The sequence below is a fragment of the Gilliamella sp. B14384G10 genome (assembly GCF_016101685.1).
In the GTDB taxonomy this organism is placed as follows: Bacteria; Pseudomonadota; Gammaproteobacteria; order Enterobacterales; family Orbaceae; genus Gilliamella; species Gilliamella apis_A.
Map to the genome: position 1 here is coordinate 426420 of NZ_JACFQA010000001.1, position 13485 is coordinate 439904.

The 13485-nt window shown below is 33.6% G+C and carries 14 protein-coding genes and 1 pseudogene; 4 read left to right on the top strand and 11 right to left on the bottom strand.

Features of this window, described 5'->3' with window-relative positions; translation table 11 throughout:
* Positions 1-160: 160 nt before the first annotated feature.
* The 4 genes and pseudogenes from H3T54_RS01990 to H3T54_RS02005 all read right to left on the bottom strand — a co-directional run.
* Positions 161-1045: pseudogene (locus H3T54_RS01990) on the bottom strand (sigma 54-interacting transcriptional regulator); the annotation flags it as partial.
* 352 nt (positions 1046-1397) lie between these two features.
* Positions 1398-2444, bottom strand: coding sequence for a beta-N-acetylhexosaminidase (nagZ, locus tag H3T54_RS01995; RefSeq protein WP_198220633.1), 1047 nt, complete (start codon positions 2442-2444; stop codon positions 1398-1400).
* A complete protein-coding gene (locus H3T54_RS02000) occupies positions 2444-3061 on the bottom strand; it encodes a penicillin-binding protein activator LpoB (protein ID WP_198200456.1) in 618 nt (205 codons plus the stop codon). The genes nagZ and H3T54_RS02000 overlap by 1 nt, the downstream gene beginning before the upstream one ends.
* A 5-nt stretch (positions 3062-3066) precedes the next feature.
* Complete coding sequence (locus H3T54_RS02005) at positions 3067-3414, bottom strand: HIT domain-containing protein (protein ID WP_065579332.1); 348 nt, start codon at positions 3412-3414, stop codon at positions 3067-3069.
* A 370-nt stretch (positions 3415-3784) separates the two neighbouring features.
* Here H3T54_RS02005 and rpsF point away from each other — a divergent pair, with 370 nt between their 5' ends.
* The 4 genes from rpsF to rplI are packed head-to-tail and all read left to right on the top strand — an operon-like array spanning position 3785 to position 5167.
* Positions 3785-4168, top strand: coding sequence for a 30S ribosomal protein S6 (gene rpsF, locus H3T54_RS02010; protein WP_065579333.1), 384 nt, complete (start codon positions 3785-3787; stop codon positions 4166-4168).
* Positions 4137-4463, top strand: coding sequence for a primosomal replication protein N (priB, locus tag H3T54_RS02015; RefSeq protein ID WP_370527331.1), 327 nt, complete (start codon positions 4137-4139; stop codon positions 4461-4463). The genes rpsF and priB overlap by 32 nt, the downstream gene beginning before the upstream one ends.
* Positions 4464-4467: 4 nt before the next feature.
* Complete coding sequence (gene rpsR / locus H3T54_RS02020) at positions 4468-4695, top strand: 30S ribosomal protein S18 (RefSeq protein ID WP_025314965.1); 228 nt, start codon at positions 4468-4470, stop codon at positions 4693-4695.
* Between the two features lie 22 nt (positions 4696-4717).
* Entirely contained in the window at positions 4718-5167 is a 450-nt protein-coding gene (rplI, locus tag H3T54_RS02025; RefSeq protein WP_065579335.1) for a 50S ribosomal protein L9, read from the top strand.
* Between the two features lie 124 nt (positions 5168-5291).
* On the opposite strand, the gene ggt is transcribed toward rplI, so the two are convergent.
* The 7 genes from ggt to H3T54_RS02060 all read right to left on the bottom strand — a co-directional run bounded on the left by ggt (position 5292) and on the right by H3T54_RS02060 (position 13389).
* Complete coding sequence (gene ggt / locus H3T54_RS02030) at positions 5292-6995, bottom strand: gamma-glutamyltransferase (RefSeq protein ID WP_198220636.1); 1704 nt, start codon at positions 6993-6995, stop codon at positions 5292-5294.
* A 250-nt stretch (positions 6996-7245) separates the two neighbouring features.
* A complete protein-coding gene (celB, locus tag H3T54_RS02035; protein WP_110447472.1) occupies positions 7246-8583 on the bottom strand; it encodes a PTS cellobiose transporter subunit IIC in 1338 nt (445 codons plus the stop codon).
* A 14-nt stretch (positions 8584-8597) separates the two neighbouring features.
* The gene (locus tag H3T54_RS02040) at positions 8598-9095 is read right to left on the bottom strand and encodes a hypothetical protein (protein ID WP_086364132.1); all 498 of its coding nucleotides are present in this window, start codon (positions 9093-9095) and stop codon (positions 8598-8600) included.
* Positions 9096-9106: 11 nt separating this feature from the next.
* Complete coding sequence (locus H3T54_RS02045; protein ID WP_086364133.1) at positions 9107-9448, bottom strand: PTS cellobiose transporter subunit IIA; 342 nt, start codon at positions 9446-9448, stop codon at positions 9107-9109.
* A 2-nt stretch (positions 9449-9450) separates the two neighbouring features.
* On the bottom strand, positions 9451-11460 hold the full coding sequence (locus H3T54_RS02050) for a transcription antiterminator (RefSeq protein WP_198220638.1): 2010 nt from the start codon (positions 11458-11460) through the stop codon (positions 9451-9453).
* Between the two features lie 149 nt (positions 11461-11609).
* The gene (locus H3T54_RS02055; protein WP_065613497.1) at positions 11610-11927 is read right to left on the bottom strand and encodes a PTS cellobiose transporter subunit IIB; all 318 of its coding nucleotides are present in this window, start codon (positions 11925-11927) and stop codon (positions 11610-11612) included.
* A 25-nt stretch (positions 11928-11952) separates the two neighbouring features.
* Positions 11953-13389, bottom strand: a complete 1437-nt coding sequence (locus H3T54_RS02060; protein ID WP_198220640.1) for a 6-phospho-beta-glucosidase — start codon at positions 13387-13389, stop codon at positions 11953-11955.
* Between the last annotated feature and the right edge of the window lie 96 nt (positions 13390-13485).

Consider the following 13485-nt stretch of genomic DNA (forward strand, 5'->3'; position numbering starts at 1 on the left):
CTAATTAAACACCACCAAAAAATTTAAATCAGAAGGATAAGATATAAAAGAAAATGTTTTATAGATAGTAATTTTATTACAATATGATATATATAAATTGAACAATATTATTTTACCATAAACAAGAAATAATTGAAAAATGAAATTTGTCCCAATTTTTTTATTTTAACAAAAATCTATCACCTATCCCATAATCCCGAAGTTTATTCGCAATTGCGGTGTGGGATACTCCTAATCTTTTAGCAAGTTTTCTTGAGCTTGGATATTTGGCATAAAGACTTTTTAGGACTTCTTTTTCATAATTTTTAGTCATTTCATCTAGCGTTTTATTGTCAATATCCCTAATCAATGAGATCTGAGTTGAAGTTATTGCTGGTAAAACAATGTCTTTTACCGTCAATTGTGAAGATGTTAACTGAGCCAATGCTGAATAAAGTACATTTTTAAGCTGTCTTACATTTCCAGGCCATGAGTATTGAGCTAAATAAGGAATAACATCTTGATTAACTGTTGGCGGTGTAATGCCCTGCTTATTAGCAAATTCATCAATAAAAATTTGAGTAAGTGGTGCAATATCTTCCTGACGCTCTTGTAGTGAAGGTAAATTTAAGGACAACACATTCAAGCGATAATAAAGATCTTTCCTAAACTTTCCTTGTTCCACCAATTCAGCTAAATCAACTTTAGTTGCACAGATGATTCTAACATCAACATAAACTTCGTTATCATCGCCGACTCGTCTAAAAAAGCCATCATTAATAAAACGCAATAATTTGGTTTGCATTTGGAATGACATTTCATCGATGCCATCAAGTAATACAGAACCACCATTAGCCTGTTCAAAAAAACCTTTTTTGCTTTCAAGTGCTCCTGGATAAGCCCCTGCGGCATGGCCATAAAGCTCACTTTCAACAACATCATCAGGCATAGCGGCACAATTGAGACCTAAAAAAGTTTGATCCCCCCTAGGGCTATATTGATGACATGCACTAGCCAACAAATCTTTACCTGTGCCAGTTTCACCGGTAATCAATAGTGGCTCCCTTTGCATTGAAAAAGCTTTAGCTTGAGCAATTAATTTTTGCATTGATTGGCTTTTAACAGCAAAAATATCAAAAGCATGACGTCCAACAACATTAATTTTTGATAACCGTTTTTTTAGATATTCAACTGGTTGCAAAACAAAGGTAATAAGAAATGATTCATTAATTTTCTGCAATAAAAAATACTGCGAGTTTAATACAATAATCGTATCGTCATGTTCGGATAAATCAAATGTTGCATCCAAACTAAATGCATTTCGATAATCAAATGGCTGATCTAAACTTAATAAATTACTAGAAAATAATGCTTTTGCTGCATCATTATAAGCAACTAAATGTGTATTATTGTCGATTTTAATGATGGCTGCTTGCATTATAATGCTCCCACTTTTCATTCAACTTCATTAAATTTTGATGACGATTCTGCCAATCATAACTCTTTATCAAATCGGCATAATTTACTTTGGTATTAGTTAATAGTAGTTTTGCTTTATCGGTTAATAATGACCGTTTTTCATTTAAACGAGTTAATGCATCTAAAATAGCTAATGTGCCATTTCGATTATTACAAGCCAATAATAAATCACAACCCGCATTAAGCGCTGCTTTAGCGCGTTCAGCGTGATCACCCAAGACAGAAGCACCTTCCATCGATAAATCATCAGAAAATATAACACCATCAAAATGTAACTTTTCACGTAATACTGTTTTTAGCCAAAACACTGACCCGCTGGCTGGTTTATCATTAAATTCAGGATAAATAACATGAGCAGGCATAATTGCATCGAGTTTCTTTTCAGCGATTAATTTGGCAAAAATCTGCATATCATTTTCGATAAGTTCTTTCGAACGATAATCGATAGGTGTTTCTTTATGAGAATCAGCAATAACATGGCCATGGCCAGGAAAATGTTTACCCGTTGTTTTCATTCCTGCCGAATGCATACCATCAATCATTGACGATGCAATTTGATAAGCAATATCACTATCTTGATGAAATGATCGACTACCAATGGCTAAACAATCATGACCTAAATCAAGTACAGGTGCATAACTTAAATCAATATCGTAGGCAATCAATTCCATCGCTAGTAACCAACCCGCGTCAAATGCTAATGATTTCGCTTTTTCTAAATCATTAAGCAAAGCAAAAGATTGCGCAGGAGGGATTAGAGTAAAGCCTTGCTTGAAACGTTGAACTCGACCACCTTCATGATCAACCGAAATTAATAAACGTTCTGATGTTACTGAACGAATTTGCTTTATCAAATCAGTCAATTGCTCAGGAGACTGATAATTACGACTAAATAAAATAATCCCTGCTACCATTGGATTTTTTAAAAGCGATATATCATCATTGGTTAATGATGTACTCGGCACATCGATCAATAAAGGCCCCATTATTCAGCAGCTCCTTGAGCATGATTAACAGAATTTTGGGATTGGATATCCTTTGTTGTCACACGTTGTAAAATTTCACCCGTTTGGGTTGAAAGTAATTCCATAGAAAGGTTGGCATCTTCATTTTCGGCTGGTAACTTATAAAGTGTGGTAAAAAGCACATACCCAGCATTTATTGACTTTGCCAAACCGATCATTTTACTGCGAGAAACAAGTTTATCATCAACAGAAATACCTAACGCTTGTTTAGCTTGACTGATCGATTGTCTATCAGCCACAGAGAAAATACTTTGCTTATTCAGTATATTATGTAACGTTGTATCAATCTGATTTGTTGCTAAATAATCACCACTACGATTTTGGATATCACTAATTAACAACACTTTATTACCTTCAATTGCTGATGAAGATTGCAATATTTTATTAACAACTGGAGATAATATATCATTCCAATCAGTTGTTTTAACTATCTGTGGAGGAGTATCTACCACTCCGGTGTTATCGGGGATTTCTACTGGCGGATTGACTTCAGTTTTTTGATTATAACCGAGAAGTTGACATCCAGCTAAACTAAAAGCAAGCATGCCCATTCCAATGATACGTTTAAACTGTTTCATATAAGCTAACCTATTAATCGCCCTAAATTTTTACCACCTAATAAATGCATGTGAATATGAAAAACTTCTTGTCCTGCATCTTTATTACAATTCATTATTAAACGATAACCACTTTCATCAATCCCTTCTTGCTTGGCAATTTTAGCCGCAACAACCATCATATGACCAAGCAGAGCTTCATCAGACTCCGCAATATGATTTACGGTTGGAATCAATTTATTGGGAATAATTAAAATATGTGTAGGGGCTTGAGGAGAAATATCCCGAAAGGCAGTGACCTGATCATCTTGAAAAACAATATCAGCAGGAATTTCACGGCGAATTATTTTACTAAAAATGGTTTCTTCAGCCATATAAGCACTCCTTTAAAAATAGCTATTAACATTAAACTTTTATCTTATAAAGAATAACATATTTTAATGACAAAGATGTATAGATATCGTTACATTTTTACACCTAATTCACCCGTTCAAGTAAAAACTTTGTCGAAAAGTTTTTTTTATCCTATTTATAATCGATTTTTAGTTAAATTTTTTAGTTATGATTAATAGATTATTTTTATTATAAAAAACGAATAGCACTTTTAATATTTATTCATTTGTTAAAGTAATTATTTTGATATATAATGCGCCGTCGATTTCAACCGCTTAATTTTCATGTTCCTTGCTTTCAATGGGTTGCGGTTGCCCCGACAGAAAGCTGATTAATCCGTAGGGAGCGATAATGCGTCATTACGAAATTGTATTTATGGTTCACCCAGATCAAAGTGAACAAGTACCTGGTATGATCGAACGTTATACTGGTACGTTAACCACTGATGGTGGCAAAATCCATCGTTTAGAAGATTGGGGTCGTCGTCAATTAGCATATCCTATCGAAAAATTGCATAAAGCACATTATGTGTTAATGAATGTTGAAGCTACTCAAGAAGCAGTAAATGAACTTGAAGATAACTTCCGTTTCAATGATGCAGTAATTCGCAGTTTAATTATGCGTACCAAACATTCTGTAACTGAAACATCACCAATGCTAAAAGCTAAAGATGAACGTCGTAGTTCTGAAGAAGATTTTAGCGATGCAAACATGGACGATGATTCGGAAGAATAATCGTTTAGTTTTATCGGGATTGATTACTAAAACCCCGATTAAAAAAATGAGTCCAAGTGGGATATCACACTGTCAGTTTTATTTAGAACATGTTTCTGAACAAATCGAAGCAGGACTCTCAAGACAAGCATGGTGCATAATGCCCGTTATTGTCAGTGGACAACAAGAGTTAAGTTACAGTATTAAAAAAGGCAGCAAAGTTTTGGTAAGTGGCTTTATTAGTACACATATTAAACGAGATAAAACCAGTCAAATAGTTTTACATGCTGACCAAATTAAACTATTAGGAGAATAGCCAAATGGCACGTTACTTCCGTCGTCGCAAATTCTGCCGTTTTACAGCAGAAGGCGTTAAAGAAATTGATTATAAAGATGTTTCTTTATTAAAAAGCTATATCACAGAAAGTGGTAAAATCGTACCTAGCCGTATTACAGGTACTAGCGCAAAATATCAACGTCAACTAGCTCGCGCTATCAAACGCGCTCGTTACTTGGCATTATTACCATATACTGACAATCATCAGTAATTAGCAACAGAGGGAACATATAATGCAAATTATTCTACTCGATAAAGTTGCTAATTTAGGCAGCTTAGGTGATCAAGTTAATGTTAAAGCGGGTTACGCTCGTAACTTTTTGATTCCACAAGGTAAAGCAGTACCAGCAACTAAAAAGAATATTGAATTCTTCGAAGCTCGTCGTGCTGAATTAGAAGCAAAATTAGCTGAAACATTAAAAGCAGCTGAACAACGTGTTGCTGAAATCAATGCTTTAGGTAAAGTAACTATTACTTCTAAAGCAGGCGATGAAGGTCGTTTATTTGGTTCAATTGGTACTCGTGATATCGCTGATGCAGTTAAAGCTCGTGGTATTCAAGTATCAAAAAGCGAAGTTCGTTTACCAAATGGTGTATTGCGTACTACTGGTGAACACGAAGTGTTATTCCAAGTACACAGCGAAGCTTTTGCAAAAGTTATTGTTGATATTATTCCTGAATAATCATCAAATAACAGTGACAAAAAACCCGTTTAATTAAACGGGTTTTTTTATACTATTTATCTATTAGATAAATAGAGTCAAAATTGAATATTCTATATTTCGTTATTAAGTAATATTCACTCGATTATTTAACGATAATCGACGTTCCTCTACCGCGTAAATCAGAAACGGGTTGAGGTTTATTATTAATAATCCTAATCGCTTGAATATCACCACTGAAATCCTGTTTTTCAAATTGATATCCCATTTTCTCAAGTTGATTTTTTAGATCAATTGGTACTTCAGCCTGAAAAGGCTCGATAAAAATCACATTATTTGGTAATAATTGATGGTGGTAACGTGGCGCATCCATAGCCGATTTTAATGTCATGTTATTATCAAAAATATTTGTTACAACTTGAAAAATAGAAGTGAATATTCTCGAACCGCCAGGGGTACCAATAACCATAACAACTTCATTATCCTTAACTAAAATACTAGGTGACATAGATGATAGTGGACGTTTATTTGGCTCTATCGCATTAGCATCTTTACCTATAACACCAAATTGATTGGCAATACCAGGCTTACTACTAAAATCATCCATTTCGTTGTTTAAAACAATACCGGTTCCTTCTACAACAACAGCAGATCCAAACCAACCATTTAAAGTATATGTATTAGAAACAGCATTTCCCCATTTGTCTACAACTGAAAAATGAGTAGTTTGTAATTTTTCATGATTATTATCTAGTCCAGGTTTTACTTGCTCAGTAATTGAAACCGCATTGGCATTAATAGATTTAGCCCGATTAGCTAAATAACTATCATCAACTAATTTAGCAACGGGTACATTAACAAAATCAGGATCACCCATGTATTCAGCGCGGTCAGCAAAAACACGTTTTTCAATCTCTGCTAATAAGTGGACATACTGAGCAGAATTTACTTTGACATCTTTGAAATCATCAGCTAATTTTTGTTTCATTAATAATAATTGAATCAACCCAACACCACCTGAACTTGGCGGTGGTGCCGTTACTACTTGCATATCATGCCAATTAGCTATGATCGGATCTCGCCATTTAGCTTGATAATTGGCTAAATCATTTAGTGTGATTAAACCATCATTTTTTGCCATTTCTTGCGCAATTAATTGGGCTGTTTTACCTCGGTAAAATTCATCAGCACCATCTTTTGCGATACGCGTTAATACAGCGCCTAATTCAGGTTGCTTGAAAATTTTTCCTTCCTGCATAGTTCCAAAGTACTGTTTAAAATGTCCATTGGTCGGTGCTTGATCCTGTACTTCCTGATAACGTGTAATCAGCTGTTTATCAACCGTAAAACCTTGGTTTGCAAACCGAATAGCTGGTGCTATCACTTCTTGCCAACTAAGTTTGCCAAATCGCTGATGAACCGCCCACATACCAGCTACAGTTCCTGGAACACCTGATGCTTTATGCGAATATAAGCTTAAATCAGCCACTACATTTTTCTGTTTATCGAGAAACATATCTTTAGAGGCTTGATTAGGTGCTGTCTCTCGATAATCGATAAAATAAGGTTTTCCTTCCATCCAAATGGTCATAAATCCGCCACCACCGATATTGCCCGCTTCTGGATAGGTTACAGCTAAAGCAAATGCAGTAGCGACACCGGCATCAACTGCATTACCACCCTTTTTTAAGATTTCTTCTGCGGCGATGGCGCCATAATAATCAGGAGAAGCCACAGCACCAGCTTCAAACTTATGTTTTACATTTTCTATGGCCGCTACATATTGACTTATTGATAGAAGAAAGATAATGCAACAATACTTTCTTAACTTGTGTTTGATACAGTACATTTCACATCTCCTTATTAAAAAAATAATTATTCCCTTCTATTCTAATATTGATAAAAAATTCAGATTTTTATTCATTATTTGATCAAAAGGAATTTTAAATATAGCATAGAAAATGGCTGTATCGATCAGAGATTAACCATGAAAAAAACTAATATTAGTTTAGCGATGATTATAATTGAGTATATTACAAAGTAAAAAAGCACGAAATTGAGTTAATTCCGTGCGTTAATCTGTGAAGTAATAAATTAAGCTATTGATTGTCTGATTTAGCTTGTTCTTCTTTATAAAGCTTGTTGTCGTACATTTTGACAAAAGGTAGGTAAATTACTAACGCTAAAATTGCTGAAAGTATCGCAACAAACATAGCTCGATAGTCCCCACCAGTACCAATAAACGCCCCTAATCCCATTGGTGATGGCCATGGTATTAATGCAATAATTGGATTCATAAACCCACTACTAATCGCAAAATAACCTAAAGTACCACATGCCATTGGTGCTAATAAAAACGGTAAGGCAAGATATGGGTTATATACTATCGGCATACCGAAAATAATTGGCTCATTGATATTAAAAATTGCCGGGACAGCTGAAGCTCGACCCAAAATTTTTAATTGACTCGATTTAGCACAAAAAGCAATAAAGAAAGTCATAAGTAACGTTGAACCTGAACCACCTAAAATTACCAATGAATTATTGAACTCACCAGCAAATGGAATATGTGCGCCGCCAACGTTTTCATTCATATTACTAAGCATTATAGGTGTAATGAATGCCCCAATTATACTAGCACCGTGAATACCAACAACCCAAAGCGCATGGATTAAAAATAGAATCACCATTATACCAAGCCAACTTTTAGTTAAATTGGTTACAAAGGTAAATGGAACACCGATAATATCAAATATATCCGTACCAAAATACACCAAAATTCCGTTTAGAATAAGAATTGTGAAAGCAATAACAAAAGTTGGAATTAATGCAGTGAATGATCGAGATACGCCTAATGGAACGGTTTCCGGCATTTTAACCACCCAATTACGACGTACACAAAGGAAATACAACTGTGTTGCAATAATCGCCATAACAATGGCAATAAAGATACCAGATGTACCTAAGCGATAAACAAATGGTTTTAAACGTAACCCATTAAAAACTAATTCACTTTGGTCATTAAGTAAAACCATTGCACCGCTTTGCATCACCAATTCAGGTAGAGTCATAACAAAAGCAAATACCGATAACATAGCACCATTAAGTGCATTTACTTTTAAACCAGTTTCTTCTTCTTCAATTTTAGTTAATTCATAACCAACAACAATATTAAAATAGAGTGCTAATATCCCCATTGTTGCTGTATTTGCTATCATATAAAGATCACTTACTTTGAAAATAGTATTTTCAAATACTGTTTCTAAGCCAGTAAATGTCATCGGCAAAGTATTAAACACCAAAAACATCGATCCAACTATACAAAAAGGTACTGACGCCATTCCAGCTGCCATTACTGCTCGAACAATCTTAAACTGCGATATTTTTGCCATCGGAGTCATTAGATACTTTTGTAACAACACAAATCCGGTATTCATTTTGTTTTCCTCATTCAATTGATGATTTCTTGATAAGCTTGGATTCTTTTAAAATGTTTATCCTCATTACGCTCAATTTTTTTTAGTTTTATTAATATAAAAATAGTAAAAACTAAACTTGCTGCCAAAATGCCTAATATAATATTTACCGCCTCCGGTGAATTTTTTAGAAATGGAAAGAAAAAGTGAAACAATGGGGTATAAATCAAAACCATTAACACGATAATGGATATTAATAATGTTCGGTACAATAAACGAGCATAACGTAAATGATTTTTATGATTACGATAAAGCTTAATTTGCTCAAAACTGGTTAATGTAGCCATCACGATAAGCAACAGTGGTAGTGCTATAGCAATTGATAAGCTACCCAACAGAAAGACAGCCCAATACAGGTTAATAAATAGAAAGAAGGCTGTCGCATAACGAACCGCTAAAAAGCGATTAAAATAAAGATTAGTCAAACTGACTTTTTTATGCATTTTAAGTTGGCTTTCTAGTGGAGTATTCATCGCTAACCTCTTTATTGATTTGATAACTTATAGGTTTTTTGATAGAGATTACACATCTCAATGGCAACTTCGCGCAACGTCATTGTAGTCATTAGATGATCCTGAGCATGCACCATGATAATTTCCATCTCAATTTTACAACCATTAGCATAAGATTGTAGAAGATCGGTTTGCGATTTATGTGCTTCTAATATTTCCTCATTGGCCTCTTCTAACAGCTGATTTGCTGTATCAAATTCGGCGTTTCTCATTGCTTTGAAAGCAGCATGAATTTTGGTTTTGGCATTACCACTGTGTAAAATAATATTAAATGCGGTAATTTGAATATCCTCTGAGCTCATTTGGTCATTCATTGTTATGCTCCTTTTTCAATAAGTTGGATAAAAAGTGATTTAAACTGGTTAAAATTTGCAATTTTTAACATGGCTTGTTGCATGACCGAATCATCGATTAAATTGACAATTGCTTTAGTCATCATTGCTAAATGAGAATTTTGATAAATTGACGGTGAAATCATAAAAACGAACTTTACATCTGGGTAGTTTTCATCCCAACAAAGTCCTTCTGGAATAATGGCAGTCGCTATTTTAGCTATTTTACCTACTGGAATGGCTGGATGAGGAACCACAATGGTTGGACTAAAAAGTATCTCACCAATAACCATCCGTTTTTCCATTTGCTTTTGCATTTCTTGTTTAAAGCTTTTTGCCTCATTAATAGATAAGAGATCAAGCAAATGATCCAATACAGCTTGTTTAGATGGTTTGTTTGAGCACAAATAAAAATAATCTGCGGCAATATCATCAAAGATTTGGCTAATATAATGTGAATGATTTTGCTGTTTATCATCAAATGTTGTCACAAATGAATTTTTTGGCAATGAATTAGTTTTTTGTCTATGGGAAAGATAACGACGAATCGCTTGAACATCTTCTTCACAAAAAAATACTGAAACATGAAATACCGGTACTTTAAATATTTTTGACGATAAATCGACCGAAGAAATAATAAAATCGATGTCATTTAACATTTCTGGATCAATTTCATAATAACCTCGCGTTGCCACAATTTTCACTCTTTCATCAAATTCATTTTCCACTCGATTTTTAAGTAATTGAGCACTACCGAGACCGGTTGCACAGATAATTAACACTTTGGCTTTCTGTTCATTTTTTAGTTTTTCAAGTGATGCTAAAAAGTGCAGTGCTAAATATCCCCATTCATCATCATTCACTTCATATTGTTGTAAATTGGGTAATTGATTGAAATAACGCTTAACTAACCCAAAAACCTCACAGTATTGGTGTTTAATTTCATCTATTAATGGATTATCTAATTTAATATTCTGTTGTAAACGTACTAACATTGGTTTTAAATGTTGGATTAATCCATTTTTTAATTGTTCATCATGCAAAAAAGGATAGCCTGTTTCTTGTTGGATCTTTAATAGCAAATTTGTTAGTGACGAACCTAAATCATCATCCAGATCATCTTGAATTAAATTAGATTTACTCATCAAATGTAAAGTAAGGTACATCTGTTCTTCTTTAGGAAAATGAAAACCAATAATCGATTCAATGCGAGCGATAATTCGCTCGGCAACTTGATATTCAAGTGATGAATTGGTTGAAACAGGCAAATCAAGATTTTGAATCGAAAGTCCCGATTGTAAACGCTTAATACTTAATGATAAATGCAAGACAATATTTTGTATCATCACATCTGATAATTTAATATTTGCCTCACGACATTCATCTAAAATAATAATAGTTAATGAATCAAAACTAATGGTTTCACAAGCTTGATTAAAATAGGACAAATGGTGTAGAAAATTAATTGAATCCTCATGAAAAAAATAGCTCATTATAAAATGACGTTTAGCTTTTTCTTCACCATCAACAAAAACTAGTGAATGATTTTTTTTAATCGTTAGTTCATAAGGAAGTAATTGAGATTTAATTTCGGTAATATCTTTATTTAATTGAGATGAGCTGATAAATAGTTGTTCTGATAATGCTTCAACATCAATTTTTTGACTTTCTAATAACAATAAATTCAAAATATAATGTTTTCGTTCACTCGCTTCTCGACATTGAAATTGTTCAACATTTTTATCTAATAAATGATGTTCAATTAAAAATAAATTAAATACATTTCGATCTTCAATTTGTAATTGAAAGCCGTAACCTTGTTTGCTTATTATATTGCCGCCATTACTTTCAATTATAGTTTTTAAATCTTTAAGGTAGGTGCGTACGGTACGATCAGATAACGATAATTGCGTAGCTAGTTCTTGACTACTTTTATATTCATTTTTAGAACAAACAAGTAAACTAATTAGTTCTCGTTGTTTTTGTTTTATCATTATCTACTACACCTTAACTATTAATGAAATTTATCCAAAGGGTTAAGTTACTAAAATGGCAATGTTAAACTTAAGCCATTTTATGATGCGAGCCTTCATAAAAGAATCGCATCATATTAAGATCGGTAGAACAAAGATTTTCTTGAATATTAGTTGATATTATCCTCGACTAATTTAGCTAATTGTTCAATACCAGACGGTATTGGGATATATGCTTGAAAAGGAATACTCACCACTGGTTTTCCTACTTCATCGCCCAACGCTTTTAATTTATCAAACATCATCATGGTTTGAGGGCTAATTAAGAACAGTGAAAAATCACTATTTTTAATCTTATTACTACCTTCAGTTGCTGATACCGCATCAAGTTCAATGGCTTTATTTTGGCTAGCAAAAAATTCAGTAACTTTTTTAGCCATAAGTGATGATGACATACCTGCTGCACAAATAATTAACGCTTTTTTCATAATTTCTCCTAATGAATTTAAATCGTTATAAAATTTCACCATTTGACTCAATGACTTTTTTATACCAAGCAAAAGAATCTTTACGACTACGTTTTAAAGTACCATTGCCTTTATTATCTTTATCAACATAGATAAAACCGTAACGTTTTTCCATTTCACCGGTACCCGCAGAAACTAAATCAATACAACCCCATGGTGTATAACCCATTAAGTCAACGCCATCTTCAATAACGGCTAACTTCATTTGTTTTATATGTTCACGTAGATATTCAATTCGATAATTATCATGAACGCTACCATCAGACTCAACTTTGTCATAAGCACCAAAACCATTTTCCACAATGAATAGCGGTAATTGATAGGTGTCAGTTAGCCAATTTAAGGTATAACGTAAGCCTTCTGGATCAATTTGCCAACCCCAATCTGATTTTTTAACATATTGATTACCAACTAAATCAGTTTTTTCATTATAATCATAATGATCATTGCCTTGATTGTGCCTAACAACATTGGACATGTAATAACTAAAGCCAATATAGTCTACGGTTCCTCTCGTTAACTCTTCTAAATCTTGTGAAGTAATATCTAGCTTGATGTTTTTACGTTGCCAATATTTTTTAATGTAATTTGGGTATTTGCCATGCACATGAACATCAGTAAAGAAATACTTACGTTCCATAACTTTTTGTGCCATTAGGATGTCGCTTGGTTTACAAGTTTCAGGATAGATTGGCACTAATGCAATCATGCATCCAATTTGAAAATCAGGGTTAATCGCATGACCAATTTGAACTGCTTTTGCGCTGGCAACTAATTCATAATGAGCGGCTTGATACATGATCTCCTCACGATTATCACCTTCTTTATAATAGATACCAGAATTAGTGAAAGGAGCAAAATCTTCGTCAAAATTAGCTTGGTTATTAATCTCATTAAAGGTCATCCAATATTTGACTTTATTTTTATAACGATCAAAACATACTTCGGCAAAGCGAACAAAGAAATCGATTAATTTACGATTACGAAAACCACCATATTCGGTTACTAAATAATAAGGTAATTCGAAATGTGAAAGAGTGACCACAGGTTCAATGTTATATTTTAAACATTCATCGAACAAATCATCGTAAAACTTTAAACCTTCTTCATTTGGTTCAAGTTCATCGCCTTTTGGAAAAATTCGCGTCCAAGCAATGGAAGTTCGAAAACACTTAAACCCCATTTCAGCAAATAACTTGATATCATCTTTATAATGATGATAAAAATCGATAGCTTCGTGATTAGGATAATACTCACCAGGAATAATACCTTCAGTGATTTTGCGATAGCTTTTCGGCGTTCCAACTGTCATCACATCAGCAACACTCATACCTTTGCCGCCAACTTGCCAAGCACCTTCCAATTGGTGAGCAGCAACAGCACCGCCCCATAGAAAATCTTTTGGTAAACCTTTATTATTCATAATCAATTACCTATGTTTATTGATGATTCAAATTTAGTATAAAAGGAAAAATAAATAATTACTAACCAACTTTTTCCGTATTGATAAGGAAAATTG

What these genes read in the sequence shown, in the direction of transcription:
- nagZ (WP_198220633.1), bottom strand. Translation starts at nt 2,444, where the DNA reads ATGGGGCCTTTATTGATCGATGTGCCGAGTACATCATTAACCAATGAT.
- H3T54_RS02000 (WP_198200456.1), bottom strand. Translation starts at nt 3,061, where the DNA reads ATGAAACAGTTTAAACGTATCATTGGAATGGGCATGCTTGCTTTTAGT.
- H3T54_RS02005 (WP_065579332.1), bottom strand. Translation starts at nt 3,414, where the DNA reads ATGGCTGAAGAAACCATTTTTAGTAAAATAATTCGCCGTGAAATTCCT.
- rpsF (WP_065579333.1), top strand. Translation starts at nt 3,785, where the DNA reads ATGCGTCATTACGAAATTGTATTTATGGTTCACCCAGATCAAAGTGAA.
- priB (WP_370527331.1), top strand. Translation starts at nt 4,137, where the DNA reads ATGCAAACATGGACGATGATTCGGAAGAATAATCGTTTAGTTTTATCG.
- rpsR (WP_025314965.1), top strand. Translation starts at nt 4,468, where the DNA reads ATGGCACGTTACTTCCGTCGTCGCAAATTCTGCCGTTTTACAGCAGAA.
- rplI (WP_065579335.1), top strand. Translation starts at nt 4,718, where the DNA reads ATGCAAATTATTCTACTCGATAAAGTTGCTAATTTAGGCAGCTTAGGT.
- ggt (WP_198220636.1), bottom strand. Translation starts at nt 6,995, where the DNA reads ATGTACTGTATCAAACACAAGTTAAGAAAGTATTGTTGCATTATCTTT.
- celB (WP_110447472.1), bottom strand. Translation starts at nt 8,583, where the DNA reads ATGAATACCGGATTTGTGTTGTTACAAAAGTATCTAATGACTCCGATG.
- H3T54_RS02040 (WP_086364132.1), bottom strand. Translation starts at nt 9,095, where the DNA reads ATGAATACTCCACTAGAAAGCCAACTTAAAATGCATAAAAAAGTCAGT.
- H3T54_RS02045 (WP_086364133.1), bottom strand. Translation starts at nt 9,448, where the DNA reads ATGAATGACCAAATGAGCTCAGAGGATATTCAAATTACCGCATTTAAT.
- H3T54_RS02050 (WP_198220638.1), bottom strand. Translation starts at nt 11,460, where the DNA reads ATGATAAAACAAAAACAACGAGAACTAATTAGTTTACTTGTTTGTTCT.
- H3T54_RS02055 (WP_065613497.1), bottom strand. Translation starts at nt 11,927, where the DNA reads ATGAAAAAAGCGTTAATTATTTGTGCAGCAGGTATGTCATCATCACTT.
- H3T54_RS02060 (WP_198220640.1), bottom strand. Translation starts at nt 13,389, where the DNA reads ATGAATAATAAAGGTTTACCAAAAGATTTTCTATGGGGCGGTGCTGTT.